The organism is Pseudomonas sp. AIG (assembly GCF_977020205.1).
Window position 1 is genome coordinate 262,452 of sequence record NZ_CDROCK010000002.1, and the last position, 20,875, is coordinate 283,326.

Consider the following 20,875-nt stretch of genomic DNA (forward strand, 5'->3'; position numbering starts at 1 on the left):
GGAAAGCCATCTGCCCATGACCCATATCCCCAAAGCGGAATACAGCCGTCGCCGCAAGGCCCTGATGGCGCAGATGGAACCCAACAGCATCGCGATCCTGCCCGCCGCCGCGGTGGCGATTCGCAACCGCGACGTCGAGCATGTTTACCGTCAGGACAGCGACTTTCAGTACCTCAGCGGGTTTCCCGAGCCGCAAGCCGTCATCGTCCTGATGCCGGGGCGCGAGCATGGCGAATACGTGCTGTTTTGCCGTGAACGCAACGCCGAACGCGAATTGTGGGACGGCCTGCGCGCCGGGCAAGAAGGCGCGATCCGCGACTTCGGTGCCGACGACGCCTTTCCGATTACCGACATCGACGACATCCTCCCGGGCCTGATCGAAGGTCGCGACCGGGTGTATTCGGCGATGGGCAGCAACCCCGAATTCGACCGCCATCTGATGGACTGGATCAACGTGATCCGCTCCAAGGCGCACCTCGGCGCCCAGCCGCCGAACGAATTCGTTGCCCTGGATCATCTGCTGCACGACATGCGCCTGTATAAATCGGCGGCAGAAGTGAAGGTGATGCGCGAAGCCGCGCGGATCTCGGCGCAGGCGCATATCCGTGCGATGCAGGCCAGTCGGACCGGGCTCCACGAGTACAGCCTTGAAGCCGAACTCGACTACGAATTCCGCAAGGGCGGGGCGAAAATGCCGGCTTATGGTTCGATCGTCGCCGCCGGGCGCAACAGCTGCATCCTGCATTACCAGCAGAATGACGCGCTGCTCAAGGACGGCGATCTGGTGCTGATCGACGCCGGTTGCGAGATCGATTGCTACGCCAGCGACATCACCCGCACCTGGCCGGTCAACGGCAAGTTTTCGCCCGAGCAGAAAGCGATCTACGAACTGGTATTGGCCTCGCAGGAAGCCGCGTTCGCCGAAATCGCCCCGAACAAACACTGGAATCAGGCGCACGAAGCTACGGTTCGGGTGATCACCACAGGCTTGGTGAAACTCGGATTGCTGCAAGGCGAGGTCGACGAGTTGATCGCCAGCGAAGCCTATAAAGCGTTTTACATGCACCGCGCCGGTCACTGGCTGGGCATGGATGTTCATGACGTTGGCGAGTACAAGGTCGGCGGCGAATGGCGCGTGCTGGAAGTCGGCATGGCGCTGACCGTTGAGCCGGGCATCTACATCGCCCCGGACAATCAGAACGTCGCGAAGAAATGGCGTGGCATTGGCGTGCGCATCGAGGACGACGTGGTCGTGACCAAAACGGGCTGTGAAATCCTCACCAGCGGCGTACCGAAAACCGTCGCTGAAATCGAAGCGCTGATGGCGCAAGCAAGGACACACGCGGCATGAGTCGAGTCAATCTGGCAATCATCGGTGGCGGTCTGGTCGGCGCCAGTCTGGCGTTGGCCTTGCAGGCCGGGGCCAAGGCGCGTGGCTGGAAGATCGTGCTGATCGAGCCGTTCGCTCCGGGCGACAGCTGGCAGCCAAGCTACGACGCGCGGTCGTCGGCATTGTCCTTCGGTTCGCGGCAGATCTATCAACGCTTGGGCGTGTGGCAGGAAATCTCCCGCCGCGCCGAGCCGATCAAACAGATTCACGTCTCCGACCGTGGCCGCTTCTCCACCGCGCGCTTGTCGGCGATGGAAGAGGGTGTGCCGGCGCTCGGCTATGTGGTGGAAAACGCCTGGCTCGGCCAGTGCCTTTGGCAACACGTCGACAAAGACGTGATCAGCTGGCGCTGCCCGGCGGAAGTCACGCGCATGGAACCGCTGCCCGACGGCTATCGCCTGACCCTCAACGATGAAACCACCCTTGAATGCGACCTCGCGGTGCTCGCCGATGGCGGTCGCTCCGGTCTGCGCGAGCAGTTGGGCATCAACGTGCGCAAGCGTCCGTACAACCAGAGCGCCCTGATCGCCAACATCACTCCGAGCGAAGCGCACAACGGCATGGCCTTCGAGCGCTTCACCGACGAAGGGCCGATGGCGCTGCTGCCACTCCCGGAGAATCGCTGCGCTTTGGTCTGGACCCGTCTGGGCATGGACGCGCAGCGTCTGGCCGATCTGAGCGAGCGCGATTTCCTCAGCGAATTGCAGGGTGTGTTCGGATATCGCCTCGGCACGTTGAAACAGGTCGGCGCGCGGCATTTATATCCGCTGACGCTGGTCGAGGCCGAAGAACAAGTACGCTCGCACTTGGCCGTGCTCGGCAACGCCGCGCACAGCCTGCATCCGATTGCCGGGCAGGGTTTCAACCTGTCGCTGCGTGATGCCGATGCGCTGGCCGCTGCCTTGCTCGGCAGCGAAAAGCCGCTGGGCGATTTCGCCACGTTGCAGGCTTACCGCGAGCGTCAGCGTCTCGATCAGGATCTCACCGTTGGTTTCTCCGATCAGGTCACGCGCCTGTTCGGCAGTACCCAGCCGTTGGTCTCGCTGGGTCGTAATATCGGCCTGCTCGGCCTCGACCTGTTGCCGCCGGCCAAGCGCTGGTTTGCCCGTCAGGCCATGGGTTTGGGAACGCGTCCGGATGCTTAAGTGGCTGACCGCTAAATTCGGCAAGGCGCGGTTGATGCGCTGGGTCATGACGTTCTACCCGCCGTATCTTGGCGCCGGTGTACGGGTTCGGCACATCAGCGATGACTTTCGCGATGTGCAGGTGTCGATGGGTCTCGGCTGGTACAACCGCAACTACGTCGGCACGCAGTTTGGCGGCAGTCTGTATTCGATGGTCGACCCGTTCTTCATGCTGATGCTCATGGAAAACCTTGGCTCGAAGTACATCGTCTGGGACAAGGCCGCCGACATCGATTTCATTGCGCCGGGCAAAGGCCCGGTATTCGCCCGGTTCAGCATCGACGAAACCTTGCTCGCCGAGATCCGCCGGCAGACCGCCAGTGGCGAGAAATACCTGCCGCAGTTGCAGGTCGACATTCATGACGGCGCCGGCAATCTGGTGGCGCGGGTCGGTAAAACCCTTTACGTGCGGCTCAAGCCGCAAGCGAGACAGGTTTAAAGCATGGACATGCGCGCAGATCTGCTGATTGTCGGAGCCGGAATGGTCGGCAGCGCCCTAGCGTTGGCGTTGCAGGACAGCGGGCTGGAAGTCCTGCTGCTCGACGGCAGCCCGCTGAGCGTCAAACCGTTCGACGCCGAAGCTGCGTTTGAACCGCGCGTGAGTGCCTTGTCGGCGGCTAGCCAGCGAATCCTTGAACGCCTCGGCGTGTGGGACGGCATCGCCGCACGGCGCAGCAGCCCGTACACCGACATGCACGTCTGGGACGGCAGCGGCACCGGGCAGATTCACTTTTCGGCGAGCAGCGTGCACGCCGAGGTGCTGGGCCACATCGTCGAAAACCGCGTGGTGCAGGACGCCTTGCTCGACCGTTTGCACGATTGCGATCTGGGCATGCTCGCCAATGCGCGGCTGGAGCAGATGCGTCGTTCGGGCGATGACTGGCTGCTGACGCTGGCCGATGGTCGTCAGTTGCGTGCGCCGCTGGTGATTGCCGCTGACGGTGCCAACTCGGCAGTGCGGCGCCTGACCGGCGTGGCGACGCGCGAGTGGGATTATCTGCACCACGCCATTGTCACCAGTGTGCGCAGCAGCAAGCCGCACCAGATGACCGCGTGGCAGCGTTTTACCGATCACGGGCCGTTGGCATTTCTGCCGTTGGAGCGTGATGGCCAGCAGGATTGGTGTTCGATCGTCTGGTCGACCACGCCGAGCGAAGCCGAGCGCTTGATGGCGCTGGATGAAGCGGATTTCTGCCGGGAGCTGGAACGCGCTTTTGAAGGGCGCCTCGGCGAAGTCATCAGTGCTGATCCGCGACTGTGCGTGCCGCTGCGTCAGCGCCACGCCAAGCGTTATGTGGCTGAAGGTCTGGCGCTGATCGGCGATGCGGCGCACACCATTCATCCGTTGGCGGGGCAGGGCGTAAACCTGGGTTTCCTTGATGCGGCGGTGTTGGCGGAAGTGCTGTTGCAAGCGGCGGAACGCGGTGAGCGTCTGGCGGATGTGAAAGTGCTGAGCCGTTACGAGCGTCGGCGCATGCCGCATAACCTGGCGCTGATGGCGGCGATGGAGGGCTTTGAGCGGTTGTTCCAGGCGGATCCGTTGCCGGTGAGGTGGTTGCGTAATGCCGGGTTGAAGTTGGTGGAGCAGATGCCGGAGGCGAAGGCGCTGTTTGTGCGCGAAGCCCTCGGGTTGACCGGTGATCTTCCGGCGCTGGCCAAGGCCTGATCTTTTTTGTTGCTGCTGATGGCCTCATCGCGAGCAGGCTCACTCCTACAGGGGAACGCATTTCAAATGTAGGAGTGAGCCTGCTCGCGATGGCGCCCATCCAGGCACCACAATGTTCAAACTGTGCAACATCTGGTAACTCCTTCAAAAAGAGTTCGATTGAGGTGGTAAATGTGAGTCCTTATCATTTGGCCCACATTTTCCGACCGAGAGACCACTCCCATGTTGGCACCCAAGCGTCTTCTGACTGCACTGGCCCTGACCCTGATCGGTAGCACCACGGCCCAGGCCGCTGATGAGGTGGTGGTTTACTCGTCGCGCATCGATGAGCTGATCAAACCGGTCTTCGATGCCTACACCGCCAAGACCGGGGTGAAGATCAAGTTCATCACCGACAAGGAAGCGCCGCTGATGCAGCGCATCAAGGCCGAAGGCGAAAACGCCACTGCCGACCTGTTGCTCACCGTCGACGCCGGCAACCTCTGGCAGGCCGAGCAGATGGGCATCCTCCAGCCGTTCACTTCGAAAACCATCGACGCCAATATCCCGCTGCAATATCGCTCGTCCACCCATGCCTGGACTGGCCTGAGCCTGCGCGCGCGGACCATCGCTTACTCCACCGAACGGGTGAAACCGGGCGAGCTGACCACCTACGAAGCACTGGCCGACAAGAACTGGGAAGGGCGCCTGTGCCTGCGCACGGCGAAGAAGGTCTACAACCAGTCGCTGACCGCCACCATGATCGAAGTCCATGGCGCCGAAAAGACCGAGAAGATCCTCAAGGGCTGGGTCAACAATCTTTCCACTGACGTGTTCTCCGATGACGTTGCGGTGCTTGAAGCGATCAACGCCGGTCAGTGCGACGTCGGCATCGTCAACACCTACTACTACGGTCGCCTGCACAAGCAGAAGCCGGAGCTGCCGGTGAAGCTGTTCTGGCCGAACCAGGCGGATCGTGGCGTACACGTGAACCTGTCGGGCATCGGTCTGACCAAGCATGCGCCGCACCCGGAAGCGGCCAAAGCGCTGGTCGAGTGGATGACCACGCCTGAGGCGCAGAAGATTTTCGCTGACGTGAACCAGGAATTCCCGGCAAACCCGGCGGTGGCACCTTCGGAAGAAGTGGCGGCGTGGGGCAAGTTCATTGCTGATACCTTGCCGGTGGAAGTGGCGGGCAAGCGTCAGGCCGAGGCGATTCGGATGATGGATCGGGCGGGTTGGAACTGACCCGGCGTTTATACTGCGCCACGCGACACTGATCGTTCCCACGCTCTGCGTGGGAATGCATCCATCGACGCTCTGCGTCGTGCCGCCGACAGCGTGACGCAGAGCGTCACAGGATGTGTGCCCACGCAGAGCGTGGGCACAATCATTTGAACGAGACTGTTTCCTTGGCCCACCCCGCCCAACGCCGCTGGTACCCCATCGTCTTCGCCATCGCCGCGTTGGTGCTGTTGCCCCTGAGCGTTCTGCTGCTCTCATGGCAGACCATCGATCAGCAAATCTGGTCGCACCTGTGGCAAACCCAAATGCCGCGCCTGCTTGGCAACACCCTGACGTTGGTAGTCGGCGTCGGTGTCGGCGTGACACTGCTCGGCGTCAGCCTCGCCTGGCTCACCAGCCTCTGCGAGTTCCCCGGGCGGCGCTGGCTCGACTGGGCGCTGATGCTGCCCTTCGCCATCCCCGCGTACGTGTTGGCGTTTGTCTTCGTCGGCCTGCTCGACTTCGCCGGCCCTGTGCAAACCCTGCTGCGCGAATGGTTCGGCACAGGCTTGCGCCTGCCCCGGGTGCGCTCCACCGGCGGGGTGATTATCGTGCTGGTGCTGGTCTTCTATCCCTACGTTTACCTGCTGGCGCGCACCGCGTTTCTCGCGCAGGGCAAAGGCCTGATGGAAGCCGCGCGAGTACTTGGTCAGTCGCCGTGGCAAGCCTTCTGGCGCGTGGCGTTGCCGATGGCACGCCCGGCGATTGGTGCCGGTGTGGCGCTGGCACTGATGGAAACCCTGGCGGATTTCGGTGCAGTGTCGGTGTTCAACTTCGACACCTTCACCACGGCGATCTACAAGACCTGGTACGGCTTTTTCAGCCTGTCGAGCGCGGCGCAACTGGCCAGCTTGTTGCTGCTGGTGGTGATGCTGGTGCTCTACGGCGAGCGTCGTGCGCGCGGCGCCAATCGGGCGAGCAACGAACGGCCACGGGTCAAAGCGCTGTATCACTTGCGCGGGCTCAAGGCTTTCGCAGCGATGAGCTGGTGCGGATTGATCTTCGCCTGCGCCTTCGTCATTCCGGTGCTGCAACTGGTCGTCTGGTTCTGGCAGCGCGGCCGTTTCGATCTGGATGAACGCTACGCCGGGCTGATCCTGCACACCTTGTATCTGGGCGGCATGGCGGCGCTGATTACCGTCAGCGTTGCGTTGTTGCTGGCCTTCGCCCGGCGATTGGCGCCGACCCGGGCAATCAACTCCGGTGTGGGTCTGGCTAACTTGGGCTACGCGCTGCCGGGCTCGGTGCTGGCGGTGTCGATCATGCTGGCGTTCAGTTATCTGGATCGCGAGCTGGTGATTCCGCTCTCCGGTTGGCTCGGCGGTGCGGGTAAACCGCTGCTGCTTGGCAGTCTGGCGGCGTTGTTGATGGCCTATCTGGTGCGCTTTATCGCGGTCGCTTATGGCCCGCTGGAAAACAGTCTGGCGCGTATACGGCCATCTTTGCCTGAAGCGGCACGTAGCCTGGGTGTCAGTGGGCCGCGACTGTTTTTCAAAGTGTATCTGCCGCTGTTGCTGCCCGGCACGCTGAGCGCGGCGCTGCTGGTGTTCGTCGATGTGCTCAAGGAAATGCCCGCGACCCTGCTGATGCGCCCGTTTGGCTGGGACACGCTGGCGGTGCGGATCTTTGAAATGACCAGCGAAGGCGAATGGGCACGGGCGTCGTTGCCGGCGTTGACCCTGGTCCTGGTCGGGTTGTTGCCGGTCATTGGACTGATTCGCCGCTCGGCGCACCGAAACACTTAGTCGTCAGTCCTGAATCATGCGGCTACAATGCGCGGCATTCGGTGCGGTTAGTCTGACAGACCGGTTCGCTGGAATCGGCTGAGAGCCTTCTATTTCAAGGCTTTCACCCGTGCAGCGGCTGTCCGCACCTTCGCCACGCCCGGAAGGAGAAACCCATGGGACAGCGTACGCCTCTGTATGACCTGCATCTCGCCTTAGGCGCGAAGATGGTCGATTTTGGCGGTTGGGACATGCCACTGCATTACGGCTCGCAGGTCGAGGAGCACCACGAGGTGCGCCGCGATTGCGGGGTGTTCGATGTATCCCACATGACCGTGATCGATGTCACCGGCACTCAGGCCAAAGCCTGGCTGCAGCATTTGCTGGCCAATGATGTCGACCGCCTGCACCGCCCCGGCCGTGCGTTGTACAGCACCATGCTCAACGAGCGCGGCGGCATCGTCGACGACATGATCGTCTACCGCCTCGACGACGCTTATCGCCTGGTGTTCAACGCCTCCACCCGCGATCAGGATCTGGCCTGGATGACCGCGCAGCTCGGCGATTATGACGTGCAGTTGCACGAGCGTTCCGAGCTGGCGATGCTCGCCATTCAAGGTCCGCAGGCCCGGCACAAGATTGCCGAACTGGTGACCCAGTCGCGCGCCACGCTGATCCAGCACCTCAAACCCTTCGAAGGCTATACCGACGGCGACTGGTTTATCGCCCGTACCGGCTATACCGGTGAAGATGGTCTGGAAATCTGCCTGCCGGCCAATCAGGCGCCGGGTTTTTTCAACGATCTGGTCGGTGCCGGCATTTCCCCGATCGGCCTCGGTGCCCGCGATACTTTGCGCGTTGAGGCCGGAATGAACCTCTACGGTCAGGACATTCATCAGGACGTTTCGCCGCTGGCCTCGAATATGGCCTGGAGCATTGCCTGGGAACCGGCCACGCGCCAGTTCATCGGCCGCGCTGCGCTGGAAGCAGAAAAAGCCGCCGGCGTTGCGCACAAACTGGTCGGTCTGGTGTTGGAAGAGCGCGGCGTTTTGCGCGCTCATCAAGTGGTTCGTATCGCCGATGTTGGCGAAGGGGAGATCACCAGTGGTAGTTTCTCTCCTACGCTAAGCAAATCGATTGCCCTGGCGCGTGTTCCGATGGCAACCGCCGACCGCGCCGAAGTGGAAATCCGTGGCAAGTGGTACCCGGTGCGAGTGGTCAAGCCGACCTTCGTACGCCATGGCAAAACTTTGATCTAACCTTTTCCGGCGGGCATGACCGCTGACCCAATTCCCGAGGACACCGAAGATGAGCAATATCCCCGCTGAACTGCGTTTTGCCGAAAGTCATGAATGGGCCCGTCTGGAAGCCGACGGCACCGTCACCGTGGGCATCAGCGATCACGCGCAGGAAGCGCTGGGCGATGTGGTGTTCGTTGAGCTGACCGAAGTAGGCAAGGTTTTCGCTGCTGAAGATCAGGCTGGTGTGGTCGAGTCGGTGAAGGCGGCGTCGGACATATACTCGCCGATCAGCGGTGAAGTCATCGCGATCAACGAAGAGCTGGGCGGCTCGCCCGAGCTGCTGAACTCCGACCCGTACGGCGCGTGGATCTTCAAGCTCAAGCCAAGCGACAAGGCTGAGCTGGACAAGCTGCTGGACGCTGCCGCTTACAAGGCTGCCATCGGCGAGTAAGCGTTAAGCAACACCCCAAAGCCCCGACCTGTCGGGGCTTTTTTATGGGTGTCTGTCAGGCGTTGCGCAACACCGCTTTCACTGCCGCGACCGAGCGTTCGACATCCTCTTTGCTCATCGCGGTAAACATCGGCAACGACACGATCAGCCGTCCGACCCGCTCCGCCACCGGCAACATCCCCTCTTTGAAACCGCGCTCGCGGTACAGACTCAGCAAATGAATTGGCGGGTAGTGATAGCCGATCCCGATGCCCTGCGCCTGCATCTGCTCCATGAATGTCGCCCGCGCCGGCAAGCCGTCCATGCGCTCCGGCAGCACCAGCTGGAACAGGTGCCAGTTGCTGTTGGTGAAGTCCGCTGGCGGCAGTTGGGCGCCATAGGTCGCTTCAAAGTCATCGCCAAAGCACTGGAAATAATGCCGCGCCAGTTCACGCCGATGCGCCGTCAGCGCTTCGATATGAGCAAACTGGCCCAGACCGATTGTGGCAGCGACATCGGTCATGTTGAACTTGCCGCCGAGCACATCGACATCCAGACCATCGAAACCGGTGCGGGTCACGCCTTGCAAACGGTACTTCTCTGCCAACCGTGCCTCCTCCGGCGTGTTCAGCACCAGGCAACCACCCTCGGAGCAGGTGACGTTCTTGTTCGCCTGAAAACTGAACGACACGAAATCGCCCGTGGCGCCAATACGCCGGCCATTCCAGCTCGAACCCAGCGCCTGTGCGGCGTCTTCGATGATGCGCAGATTGTGTTTACGGGCGATGGCGTACAGGCGCTCCATGTCCACCGGCAGGCCGGCGAGATAAACCGGAATCAGCGCTTTGGTGCGCGGGGTGATGGCCGCTTCCAGTTGATCCAGATCGATGTTGCGGGTCACCGGGTCGATATCGGCAAACACCGGTGTAGCGCCGACTGCAAGAATCACGTTGGCCGTCGCCACCCAGGAAATCGGCGTGGTGATCACTTCGTCACCCGGGCCGATGCCGGCAATGCGCAAGGCGATTTCCATGGTGCAGGTGCCGGAATTGAAAGTGCGCACCGGGCGGCCAGCGAAATATTCCGACAGCTGCGCTTCAAAGGCCTGAACCTTCGGCCCGCTGGTGATCCAGCCAGAGCGCAAGACCTCGCCGACGGCGGCAATGGTGGCTTCATCGATGACAGGTTTGGAAAATGGCAGGAACGGCAGTTGGCTCATGAGGCTTTGATCATCCGCTGGTTGGACGCCTGAGGCAGGCGCCACAGCATGGCCCGGAACAGCCTTGGCCGCCAAGCCGTGCGCGCCGATATCGACTGCTATGCTGGTTTGACCGTGTTGCATTGACGCCGAGCGCCAGCCAAGAGAGAGCCCGTCATGTCCCAGTTGCCGTCCCTGAGCCAGTTACGCGATCCCGATGCCTTCCTGCGCCGTCACCTCGGCCCCGATACTGCCGAACAACAGGCGATGCTCGACAGCCTCGGCCTCGGCAGCCGCGTCGAACTGATCGAACAGACCGTGCCGCCAGGCATTCGCTTCAACCGCGCGCTCGACCTGCCACCGGCACTGGATGAACAGGCGGCGCTGGCCAAACTGCGTGGTTATGCCGAACAGAACCAGGTCTGGACCAGCCTGATCGGCATGGGCTATCACGGCACGCTCACGCCCACGGTCATCTTGCGCAACGTTCTGGAAAATCCCGGCTGGTACACCGCGTACACCCCCTATCAACCGGAGATCGCGCAGGGCCGGCTCGAAGCGCTGCTGAATTTCCAGCAACTGACCATCGACCTCACCGGCCTCGAACTGGCCAACGCCTCGCTGCTCGATGAAGCCACGGCGGCTGCCGAAGCCATGGCGCTGGCCAAGCGTGTCGCGAAGTCGAAGAGCAATCTGTTTTTTGTCGATGAGAACTGTCATCCGCAAACCATTTCCGTGGTGCAGACCCGCGCCGAAGGTTTTGGCTTCGAATTGATCATCGACGCTGTGGATAACTTGAAGCAGCACCAGGTATTCGGCGCGCTGCTGCAGTATCCCGACACTCACGGCGAGATCCGTGATCTGCGGCCGTTGATCGATCACTTGCATGCGCAGCAGGCCCTGGCGTGTGTGGCGACCGATTTGTTGAGCTTGCTGTTGCTGACGCCGCCGGGCGAACTGGGCGCCGATGTGGTGTTCGGCTCGTCCCAGCGCTTTGGCGTGCCGATGGGTTATGGCGGTCCGCACGCGGCGTTCTTTGCCAGTCGCGAGGAATTCAAACGGGCGATTCCGGGGCGGATCATCGGTGTGTCGAAAGATGCCCGGGGCAACGTGGCGTTGCGCATGGCCCTGCAAACCCGTGAGCAGCATATCCGCCGCGAGAAGGCCAATTCGAACATCTGTACGGCGCAAGTGTTGCTGGCCAACATCGCCAGTTGCTACGCGGTATATCACGGGCCGGAAGGCTTGAGGCGTATCGCCCAGCGCACGCATCGGTTGACCTGCATCTTGGCTGCGGGGCTGGAGCGTCACGGTATCAAACGGGTCAATGCGCAGTTTTTCGACACGCTGACGCTGGACGTCGGTGGCGCGCAAACCGCGATTATCGAAAGCGCGCAGGCGACGCAGATCAACCTGAGGATTCTCGGCCGTGGCCGGGTCGGGCTGAGTCTCGACGAAACCTGCGATGAAACCACCGTGGCGAAATTGTTCGATGTTCTGCTCGGTGCCGATCATGGGTTGAACGTCGCTGAACTCGACGCTGAGGTGCTGGTATCAGGCATCCCGGATCAACTCCAGCGCAAAACCTCGTACCTGCGCCATCCGGTGTTCAACGCCCATCACAGCGAAACCGAGATGCTGCGCTACCTCAAACAACTGGAGAACAAGGATCTGGCGCTCAACCAGTCGATGATCCCGCTGGGCTCCTGCACCATGAAACTCAACGCCACCAGCGAAATGATCCCGATCACCTGGCCGCAATTCGCCAACCTGCACCCGTTCGTGCCGAGAGAGCAGGCGGTCGGTTACACGCTGATGATCGAAGAGCTGGAGCGCTGGCTGTGCGCAATCACCGGGTTCGATGCGATCTGCATGCAGCCCAACTCCGGCGCCCAAGGCGAGTACGCCGGGCTGCTGGCGATTCGCAAATACCATGAGAGCCGCCAGCAGGGCGGGCGTGATGTGTGCCTGATTCCGTCCTCGGCCCATGGCACCAACCCGGCCTCGGCGCAGATGGTCGGCTTACGGGTGGTGATCGTTGAGTGCGACGAGGCCGGCAACGTTGATCTCGATGACTTGAAAGCCAAGGCGGCCGAGGCCGGGGCGAAGTTGTCCTGCCTGATGGCGACCTACCCGTCGACCCACGGCGTGTACGAGGAGGGCATCAGCGAAATCTGCGAAGTGATCCACAAGTACGGCGGTCAGGTGTACATGGACGGCGCCAACCTCAATGCGCAGGTCGGCCTGGCGCGGCCGGCGGACATTGGCGCCGACGTGTCGCACATGAACTTGCACAAGACGTTCTGCATTCCCCATGGCGGTGGCGGGCCGGGCATGGGCCCGATCGGCATTCGCGCGCACCTGGCGCCGTTTGTCGCCAACCACCCGGTGGTACCGATCGACGGGCCGCTGGCGCAGAACGGTGCGGTCAGCGCCGCGCCGTGGGGCAGTGCGAGCATCCTGCCGATCAGCTGGATGTACATCGCCATGATGGGCCCGCAACTGGCGGACGCCAGCGAGGTGGCGATTCTGGCGGCGAATTACCTCGCGCAGCATCTGTCCGGCGCATTCCCGGTGCTGTACACCGGGCGCAACGGGCGGGTGGCTCATGAGTGCATTCTCGATCTAAGGCCATTGAAGGCGCAGACCGGGATCAGTGAGGAAGACGTTGCCAAGCGTCTGATGGATTACGGCTTTCATGCACCGACCATGTCATTCCCGGTGCCGGGGACCTTGATGGTCGAACCGACCGAGAGTGAATCCAAGGCTGAGCTGGACCGATTTATTGGTGCAATGTTGAGCATTCGCGCAGAAATCACTGAAGTGCAGAACGGCAACTGGCCGGCCGAGGACAACCCACTGAAACGAGCGCCGCATACACTGGCGGATATCACCGGGGTTTGGGAGCGGCCGTACAGCATCGAGCAAGGAATTACCCCGGATGCGCACACCAAGGCGCACAAGTATTGGCCGGCAGTGAGCCGGGTCGATAACGTCTACGGCGACCGTAACCTGTTCTGCGCTTGTGTCCCGGTCGATGATTACCGCTGACATCCAGACTGTATGCGGTCCTTGTGGGAGTGAGCTTGCTCGCGAAGACGGCGTGTCAGTCACCGCATATTTCGGATGTGAAATTGCCTTCGCGAGCAAGCTCGCTCCCACAGGGTTTTGTGCTGGTCTCAGAAGACAGGCAAAAAAATGCCGCTCGTTTGAGCGGCATTTTTGTTGGCGGATGGCTTACTCGGAAGCCACGGCGTTCTTTGCCAGAATCGCATTCGCCAGTTCCATGTCCGTCGCCTGCAGACCCGGATTGTCGGCGCGGACTTTCTGCATCGCCGCTTCCAGATATGGGCCGCGAATGCCGCCGTCACTGGCAACGAAACTGCCGGCATCGTCCTGCGCGGCGATGATCAGCTTGTGATCCTTGAACGTCAGGTAGGTCGAACCGGTGGTCGCACCGGACGAGATGACATTACGCCAGAAGCTGTCCGCCATGGCCGAACCAACGGGAAGGGACAGCAAGGCCAGTGTGGCAACAGCAAGTTTGAGACGCATGATGTGGTGACTCCTGGGGGTTAACTAGGGCGTTGGATCGCCATTTCCCCGATCCGGTTCCGTGGTGGCTTATTTCTGCTCGCTCTGCGGTGTCACCCTTAGCACTTCCTCAACCGTCGTCAGCCCCGCGGCGACTTTTTGCGCACCGGACAAACGCAAACTGCGCATGCCTTCCTTGAAGGCCTGCCGGCGAATCGCCGTGAGGTCGGTGTCCGGGGTAATGAAGGCCTTGAGGCTGTCGCTCAGTTGCATGATTTCGTAGACCCCGGCGCGGCCGCGATAGCCGGTGTCTCGGCATTCCACGCAACCGATGGCACGTTGCGCGTTGCCCGGCAGCGGCGCTTGCCACGGGCGGGTCAGGGTTTGCCAATCCTCGTCTTCCAGCGTCAGCGGCGCCTTGCAGTGCGGGCACAAGGTGCGTACCAGACGCTGGGCCATGACGCCAAGCACAGTGGCTTTGATCAGGTAATGCGGCACGCCGAGTTCGAGCAAACGGCTGATCGCGCTGGGCGCGTCGTTGGTGTGCAAGGTCGACAGCACCAAGTGACCGGTGAGCGCCGCCTGAATCGCCATTTCAGCGGTTTCCAGATCACGGATCTCGCCAATCATGATGATGTCCGGGTCTTGCCGCATCAGTGCGCGCACCCCGGCAGCGAAGCTCAGGTCAATGTTGTGCTGCACCTGCATCTGGTTGAACGCCGGCTCGACCATTTCGATCGGGTCTTCGATGGTGCAGAGGTTCACTTCCGGCGTCGCCAGTTTTTTCAGCGTGGTGTACAGCGTGGTGGTCTTGCCCGAACCGGTCGGCCCGGTGACCAGAATGATGCCGTTAGGCTGGCGGGTCATGTCTTGCCAGCGGCGCAAGTCATCGGCGCTGAAGCCCAACTGATCGAAATCCTTGAGCAGCACCTCCGGGTCGAAAATCCGCATGACCATTTTTTCGCCGAACGCGGTCGGCAGCGTGGATAAACGCAACTCCACCTCGCCGCCGTCCGGGGTCTTGGTCTTGACCCGGCCGTCCTGGGGTTTGCGCTTTTCGGCGACGTTCATCCGCCCGAGGCTTTTCAGGCGACTGACAATTGCCATGGTCACCTGCGGCGGGAATTGATAGACGTTATGCAGCACGCCATCGATGCGGAAACGCACGGTGCCTTGTTCGCGTCGCGGTTCGATGTGGATATCACTGGCCCGCTGTTGAAAGGCGTACTGAAACAGCCAGTCAACGATGTTGACGATGTGCGCGTCGTTGGCGTCCGGCTCCTGATCGCTGGCGCCGAGGTTGAGCAGTTGTTCGAAGTTGCCGAGATTGCCGCTCTGGGCATCGGCATTGCTGGCGCCGCTGACCGATTTCGCCAGACGAAAAAACTCGACGCTGAAGCGCTGAATATCTGCCGGGTTGGCCACTACCCGTTTGATCGGCAGCTTCAACACGTGAGTCAGATCGGCTTCCCAGCCGGTGACGTAGGGCTGGGCGCTGGCCACGGTCACCGCATCGCGGTCGATCGCCACGGCGAGGATCTTGTGCCGTTGCGCGAAGGCGTAAGACATCAATGGCGTGATCGCGGCGACGTTGATTTTCAGCGGGTCGATGCGCAAATACGGCTGGCCGGCCTGCTGCGCCAGCCACAGGGTCAGGCTTTCCAGATCGAGGTGTTTGCCTGGCCGACTTAGGTCGTCCAGTTGCTGGCTGGCGATGAATTCCAGCGGATGCATCTGACCGTGGGCAGCATGACGACGGCGGGCATTCAGCGCCTGCTCCGCCGAGTCCTGGCTGATAAAGCCTTGGGCGACCAGTTCACGCAGCACCTCGTTGAGTTCCAGCCAGCGGTCCTGAGTGGCAAGTTGAACGGACATGCGGGCTTCCTTTTGAGCGACAGTGCGCAAAAGGATAGTCGCGGCCCCGCAGACCGTTGGGCCACTACCCGACGAAGCCGTTGCCGGATTTGTCAGCCGGCGGCTTGCGCGGGCGCATCCCAGACGCTGTCGGCGTTTTGCAGGTTCACCGAGCAAACGCTGATCAGGTTACGAAGTTTTTCCGCGATCACTTGTGCACGGTGCCAACTGAAACCGCCCATGACGATGTCGATCGACATCAAATCGTCCATCCGCTGCACGTTGACCTGCTCGGGCGTGAGGAATTGCAGGGCGAACAGATTGAGCACGCGCACCAGCAGATCCGGTTCGGCTTCGGCGAGAATCTGATACTGCGCCAGGCAGTGAGTGTTGCTGACGTTCCAGACGTCGGCGCGGGTTGGGGCGCTGTTCACGGCTTCGAGGTGTGGCATGACGAGTCTCCAAAATCTCTGGAGGAATTTTTACATTCGGCACGGGGTATTTCTTGGCTATGATCGGCGCTATTGGCGATTGATCGATGTGATCAATTCGTAATACAACGTTATTCAGGTATTTCTATGCACAGTGAGCTGGACAGCTACGACCGCAAGATTCTTGCCCTGCTGCAAGAGGACGCTTCGCTCTCGAGCGCGCAGATCGCCGAACAGGTCGGCCTGTCGCAATCGCCGTGCTGGCGACGGATTCAGCGGATGAAGGAAGAGGGCATCATTCGCGGACAGGTGACCTTGCTCGATCGCAAGAAGATCGGCCTGAACACGCAGATCTTTGCCGAAATCAAACTCAACGCCCACGGGCGTTCGAACTTCACCGAGTTCACCGAAGCGATTCGCGGCTTTCCGGAAGTGCTGGAGTGTTATGTGCTGATGGGCGCGGTGGACTTTCTGTTGCGGATTGTCGCGGCGGACATCGAGGCGTATGAGCGGTTCTTCTTCGAGAAGCTGTCGCTGGTGCCGGGGATCCAGGAAGTGAATTCGATTGTGGCGTTGTCGGAGATCAAATCCACCACAAGCTTGCCTGTCTTGCGATAAAGCAAAAGATCGCAGCCTGCGGCAGCTCCTACATGGGGCGGTTGTACACCCTGTAGGAGCTGCCGAAGGCTGCGATCTTTTAGCGGTGTTACATGCGCAGCAGCATTTTCCACGCGCGATTCTGGTAAACCGCAATCGCCTGCTGCTTGCGCGCGTCGAGCAGTTCGTCAGTAATCGTCGGCTCGTTGGCCAGTTGCGCCAGTTTGTTCAGCTCGCCGTACAAGCGATCCATTTCCGGGATCCCCAGCACGTTACGGGCGTGGTGCAGCCAGACCTGAATGCGCTCGATGCGCGGCAGTTGTTCGGCCAGATCTTCCGGCTGCTGCTGATAACGCTGCAATTGCAGGGCCGTGGCCTCTTCGCCCAATGTGCGCGGCAACCAGCTGTGCAACTGCGCGCCGCCCTGACGGTTGCCACGCACGTTACGCTCGGCGGTCCAGGTGCGGGCCAGCAACCAGCGCGACGTGGTCAGCGAGAACAGGCCCCAGCGCGGGTCTTCGAGTTCTTCGAGGAACTGCTCCGGCGCGGCTTTGCGCACGTCTTCGTCTTCGATACCGGCCTGCACCAGCGGGCGCCAGTCTTCCAGCAACGCATCCAGCGCAGCGCGCAAGTCGTGCGTCGACTGGCGCGGTGCGGCCTGGCCGAGGCTGCTGAGCAGGGCGCGCATTTCGGCGAGGTTCTCGACCCAGTCGAGCAACAGGCGCCAGTGGCCGTTGAAACGGTACTGTTCAGCCAGACGCTGGCTGCTGCCGAGCAAGTGCCAGCTCAGCGCGGCGAAGGCGTCGTCGAGCTGGGTTTCCGCGGTCAGTTCCGGCGCCGGCAGGCTCAGCGAATAGCTGTTGGCGTCGTACAGACGATAACCGCGCTCAGCCTTGCTGATGTCGCACGGCATCAGCGCCAGGGTTTCCGCCAGTTCAGCGGCCAGTTCCAGCAGCGCGGCAGGTTCGCCTTCGCGCAGTTCCAGTTCCAGCTCGCAGATTTCTTCTTTCTGCTTGCCGACTACCACGTGCCCGAGGTCCAGCGCGGCTTCGATGACCACTTTGGTCTTGCCACGGCCCCAGGCGATTTCGGCGCGCTCGCGGACGAAATCGGTGGTGAAGATCGGCTTGAGGGTTTTCTTATCCAGCTCGGCCAGCGACTCGGGCCAGCATTCGCCGTCGAGTTTCTTCACGTCGAGCTTGGCTTTCGGCAACTTCCAGTCGTACTCATTGCGCTCGGACAGACCGGCGACGCTCTGGCCACGGGTCTTGAGGGTCTGAATCACTTCGTCACCGTCCTTGCGCAGGCGCAGGGCAACTTTGGCCTGGGCCAGGTCACGCTCGGGGGTGTCGAAGTACTGGTTCATCAACTCACGGCGTTCCCAGCCACTTTTGTTGCGTTTTTTCAGTAACGGGTGCTCGCGCAGGGCAGCGAGGGTTTCGCGGCTGACGCGGAGTTTGATTTCGGTTTCTTTCTGCATGGCCGGAAAATCCAGGATCGGGAGCGCAGCCGGGGAATAGGTGGCTGCCAAGGCCGTGCAGTGTACAGGACTGATTCGTCCTACGCCCTGCGGCGGTTTATTCCGAGCGTCAGATGGCTCTATGATGGACTTCAATTCGGGAGTTGGAGTCAGCGATGCCTTTGCCGTCCATGCAAGACCAGTTCGCTGCGCTGATTGCCGCGCCATCGGTCAGCTGTACCCAACCGAACCTCGATCAGTCCAACCGCGCGGTGATCGATTTGCTCTCCGGTTGGCTGGGTGACCTGGGTTTCAACTGCGATATCCAGCAGGTCAGCCCCGGCAAGTTCAACCTGCTCGCCAGTTTCGGCAGCGGTCCCGGTGGGCTGGTGCTGGCCGGGCACAGCGACACGGTGCCGTACGACGATGCGTTGTGGCAGACCGATCCGCTGAAGCTCACCGAAGTCGATGGCCGCTGGGTTGGCCTCGGCAGTTGCGACATGAAGGGCTTTTTCGCCCTGATCATCGAAGCCGTGCAGCCGCTGCTCGATCAGCCGTTCAAGCAACCACTGCTGATTTTGGCCACCTGCGATGAAGAAAGCTCGATGTCCGGCGCCCGCGCGCTGGCCGAGGCCGGGCGTCCGTTGGGCCGCGCAGCGGTAATCGGCGAGCCGACCGGGCTCAAGCCGATTCGCATGCACAAAGGCATCATGATGGAACGCATCGATATCCTTGGGCAGAGCGGCCATTCGTCGGATCCGCGCCTGGGCCACAGCGCCCTCGAAGCGATGCACGATGCGATCGGCGAACTGCGCGGCCTGCGCCTGTTGTGGCAACGTGAATTCAACAACCCGCAATTCAGCGTGCCGCAACCGACGATGAATTTCGGTTGTATCCATGGCGGCGACAATCCCAACCGTATCTGCGGCCAGTGTTCGCTGGAATTCGACCTGCGGCCATTGCCGGGCATGGACCCGAAAGTCCTGCGCGCGGAGATTCTGCGCAAGCTCAACCCGGTCGCTGAACGCCACCAGGTGAAGATCGATTACAAACCGTTGTTCCCGGAAGTACCATCGTTTGAACAGTCGGAAGACGCCGAACTGGTGCGCATCGCCGAAAAGCTCACCGGTCATCGCGCCGAAGCAGTAGCGTTCGGCACCGAAGCGCCTTATCTTCAGCGCCTCGGCTGCGAAACCATTGTTCTCGGCCCAGGCGATATCGCCTGCGCGCATCAGCCCGGCGAATACCTGGAAATGTCACGTTTGCAGCCTACCGTGCATCTATTACGGCAACTGATTGAACATTACTGCCTGACCGCTGACGAACGATGATCCACACCTGTGGGAGCGAGCCTGCTCGCGAAAGCGCCATTTCAGACACCTCGATGTCGACTGATACACCGCTTTCGCGAGCAAGCTCGCTCCCACAGGGATTGTGTTTTGCCCGATCAAACGCTGTAAATTGCCAGCACCCCAACCCGTATTCATGAGGAGAGCGCGCGTGTCGCCAAGCCTGTTCCGACGATAACCATCAGCCCGCTGTGCGTTTTCCGTTTCGCCCCTTTTTAGGCTGCTATTTATTACAGGCCCAGGTTCATGCCCGAATACGTTAATTGGCTTCGTCACGCGTCCCCTTACATCAATGCCCACCGCGATTGCACCTTCGTCGTCATGCTGCCCGGCGACGGCGTGGAGCATCCGAACTTCGGCAACATCGTCCACGACCTGGTCTTGCTGCACAGCCTTGGCGTGCGGCTGGTGCTGGTGCACGGTTCGCGCCCGCAGATTGAAACCCGCCTCGCCGCGCGCGGCCTGACCCCGCATTACCATCACGGCATGCGCATCACCGATGCCGCGACGCTGGAGTGTGTGATCGACGCGGTCGGTCAGTTGCGCATTGCCATTGAAGCGCGGCTGTCGATGGACATGGCTTCGTCGCCGATGCAGGGCTCGCGTCTGCGCGTGGCCAGCGGCAACCTCGTCACGGCGCGGCCGATTGGCGTGCTCGAAGGCGTCGACTATCACCACACCGGCGAAGTGCGCCGGGTTGACCGCAAGGGTATCAATCGTCTGCTCGACGAGCGTTCGATCGTGTTGCTGTCGCCTTTGGGCTACTCGCCGACCGGTGAAATCTTCAACCTCGCCTGCGAAGACGTCGCCACCCGCGCCGCTATCGATCTGGGTGCTGACAAGTTGCTGCTGTTCGGTGCCGACCTCGGTCTGATCGACGAAAACGGCAAACTGGTGCGCGAACTGCGCCCGCAACAGGTGCCGGCACATTTGCAACGCCTTGGCAGCAACTATCAGGCAGAACTGCTCGATGCCGCTGCCGAAGCCTGCCGTGGCGGCGTGGCGCGCAGCCATATCGTCAGCTACGCCGAAGACGGCGCGCTGCTGACCGAGCTGTTCACTCGTGACGGTGGCGGTACTTTGGTCGCGCAGGAGCAATTCGAACTGGTCCGCGAGGCGGCGATTGAAGACGTTGGCGGCTTGCTCGACTTGATCAGTCCGCTGGAAGAGCAGGGGATTCTGGTGCGTCGCTCGCGCGAAGTGCTGGAACGCGAGATCGAGCAGTTCAGCGTGGTTGAGCGTGAAGGCATGATCATCGCCTGCGCGGCGCTGTATCAGATTGCCGATTCCGATGCCGGAGAGCTGGCGTGCCTGGCGGTGAACCCGGAGTACCGCCATGGCGGTCGCGGTGATGAGCTGCTGGAACGCATCGAAACTCGCGCACGGGCGCAGGGTTTGAAGACCTTGTTCGTCCTCACCACGCGCACCGCGCACTGGTTCCGCGAGCGCGGGTTCGAGCCGAGCAGCGTCGAACGCCTGCCGGCGGCGCGGGCTTCGCTGTACAACTTTCAACGTAATTCTAAAATCTTCGAAAAGACCCTATAAACCTCGTCGC

At 61.5% G+C, this 20,875-nt stretch carries 17 protein-coding genes; 12 read left to right on the forward strand and 5 right to left on the reverse strand.

What is annotated here, in order from left to right; translation table 11 throughout:
* Positions 1-16: 16 nt before the first annotated feature.
* The 8 genes from pepP to gcvH all read left to right on the forward strand — a co-directional run bounded on the left by pepP (position 17) and on the right by gcvH (position 8,919).
* The gene (gene pepP / locus ACWR1S_RS02705) at positions 17-1,351 is read left to right on the forward strand and encodes a Xaa-Pro aminopeptidase (protein WP_454562333.1); all 1,335 of its coding nucleotides are present in this window, start codon (positions 17-19) and stop codon (positions 1,349-1,351) included.
* Complete coding sequence (gene ubiH / locus ACWR1S_RS02710; RefSeq protein WP_454562334.1) at positions 1,348-2,535, forward strand: 2-octaprenyl-6-methoxyphenyl hydroxylase; 1,188 nt, start codon at positions 1,348-1,350, stop codon at positions 2,533-2,535. The genes pepP and ubiH overlap by 4 nt, the downstream gene beginning before the upstream one ends.
* Positions 2,528-3,013 carry a DUF4442 domain-containing protein gene (locus ACWR1S_RS02715; RefSeq protein ID WP_454562335.1) on the forward strand — a complete coding sequence of 162 codons (486 nt, stop codon included), beginning with the start codon at positions 2,528-2,530 and terminating at the stop codon, positions 3,011-3,013. Before ubiH ends, ACWR1S_RS02715 begins: the two co-directional genes overlap by 8 nt.
* 9 nt (positions 3,014-3,022) lie before the next feature.
* On the forward strand, positions 3,023-4,240 hold the full coding sequence (locus ACWR1S_RS02720; protein ID WP_454562349.1) for a 2-octaprenyl-3-methyl-6-methoxy-1,4-benzoquinol hydroxylase: 1,218 nt from the start codon (positions 3,023-3,025) through the stop codon (positions 4,238-4,240).
* A gap of 222 nt (positions 4,241-4,462) precedes the next feature.
* A complete protein-coding gene (locus ACWR1S_RS02725) occupies positions 4,463-5,467 on the forward strand; it encodes an extracellular solute-binding protein (RefSeq protein ID WP_016772637.1) in 1,005 nt (334 codons plus the stop codon).
* A 164-nt stretch (positions 5,468-5,631) separates the two neighbouring features.
* Positions 5,632-7,248: an ABC transporter permease gene (locus ACWR1S_RS02730; protein ID WP_454562336.1), complete on the forward strand. Its 1,617-nt coding sequence runs from the start codon at positions 5,632-5,634 to the stop codon at positions 7,246-7,248.
* 155 nt (positions 7,249-7,403) lie between these two features.
* The gene (gene gcvT, locus ACWR1S_RS02735) at positions 7,404-8,486 is read left to right on the forward strand and encodes a glycine cleavage system aminomethyltransferase GcvT (protein WP_454562337.1); all 1,083 of its coding nucleotides are present in this window, start codon (positions 7,404-7,406) and stop codon (positions 8,484-8,486) included.
* Between the two features lie 49 nt (positions 8,487-8,535).
* Positions 8,536-8,919, forward strand: coding sequence for a glycine cleavage system protein GcvH (gcvH, locus tag ACWR1S_RS02740; protein WP_122596654.1), 384 nt, complete (start codon positions 8,536-8,538; stop codon positions 8,917-8,919).
* Positions 8,920-8,974: 55 nt separating this feature from the next.
* On the opposite strand, the gene ACWR1S_RS02745 is transcribed toward gcvH, so the two are convergent.
* On the reverse strand, positions 8,975-10,117 hold the full coding sequence (locus ACWR1S_RS02745) for a DegT/DnrJ/EryC1/StrS family aminotransferase (protein ID WP_454562338.1): 1,143 nt from the start codon (positions 10,115-10,117) through the stop codon (positions 8,975-8,977).
* Between the two features lie 156 nt (positions 10,118-10,273).
* Here ACWR1S_RS02745 and gcvP point away from each other — a divergent pair, with 156 nt between their 5' ends.
* Positions 10,274-13,147, forward strand: coding sequence for an aminomethyl-transferring glycine dehydrogenase (gcvP, locus tag ACWR1S_RS02750; protein WP_454562339.1), 2,874 nt, complete (start codon positions 10,274-10,276; stop codon positions 13,145-13,147).
* 186 nt (positions 13,148-13,333) lie between these two features.
* Here the strand turns inward: gcvP and ACWR1S_RS02755 are convergent, their stop codons facing one another.
* From ACWR1S_RS02755 to ACWR1S_RS02765, 3 genes are all read right to left on the reverse strand, one after another.
* Complete coding sequence (locus tag ACWR1S_RS02755; RefSeq protein WP_171057234.1) at positions 13,334-13,654, reverse strand: DUF2388 domain-containing protein; 321 nt, start codon at positions 13,652-13,654, stop codon at positions 13,334-13,336.
* A gap of 66 nt (positions 13,655-13,720) precedes the next feature.
* A complete protein-coding gene (locus ACWR1S_RS02760) occupies positions 13,721-15,505 on the reverse strand; it encodes a GspE/PulE family protein (RefSeq protein WP_454562340.1) in 1,785 nt (594 codons plus the stop codon).
* Between the two features lie 92 nt (positions 15,506-15,597).
* A complete protein-coding gene (locus tag ACWR1S_RS02765) occupies positions 15,598-15,936 on the reverse strand; it encodes a hypothetical protein (protein WP_454562341.1) in 339 nt (112 codons plus the stop codon).
* A gap of 126 nt (positions 15,937-16,062) precedes the next feature.
* Between ACWR1S_RS02765 and ACWR1S_RS02770 the strand changes: the two genes are divergently transcribed.
* Positions 16,063-16,533, forward strand: a complete 471-nt coding sequence (locus tag ACWR1S_RS02770) for an Lrp/AsnC family transcriptional regulator (RefSeq protein WP_007913818.1) — start codon at positions 16,063-16,065, stop codon at positions 16,531-16,533.
* 88 nt (positions 16,534-16,621) lie between these two features.
* Here the strand turns inward: ACWR1S_RS02770 and ACWR1S_RS02775 are convergent, their stop codons facing one another.
* Complete coding sequence (locus ACWR1S_RS02775) at positions 16,622-17,992, reverse strand: CYTH domain-containing protein (RefSeq protein ID WP_454562342.1); 1,371 nt, start codon at positions 17,990-17,992, stop codon at positions 16,622-16,624.
* 155 nt (positions 17,993-18,147) lie between these two features.
* Between ACWR1S_RS02775 and argE the strand changes: the two genes are divergently transcribed.
* Both argE and argA read left to right on the forward strand, forming a co-directional pair.
* Entirely contained in the window at positions 18,148-19,302 is a 1,155-nt protein-coding gene (gene argE / locus ACWR1S_RS02780) for an acetylornithine deacetylase (protein WP_454562343.1), read from the forward strand.
* Positions 19,303-19,566: 264 nt separating this feature from the next.
* The gene (gene argA / locus ACWR1S_RS02785) at positions 19,567-20,865 is read left to right on the forward strand and encodes an amino-acid N-acetyltransferase (RefSeq protein WP_095119881.1); all 1,299 of its coding nucleotides are present in this window, start codon (positions 19,567-19,569) and stop codon (positions 20,863-20,865) included.
* Positions 20,866-20,875: the final 10 nt, after the last annotated feature.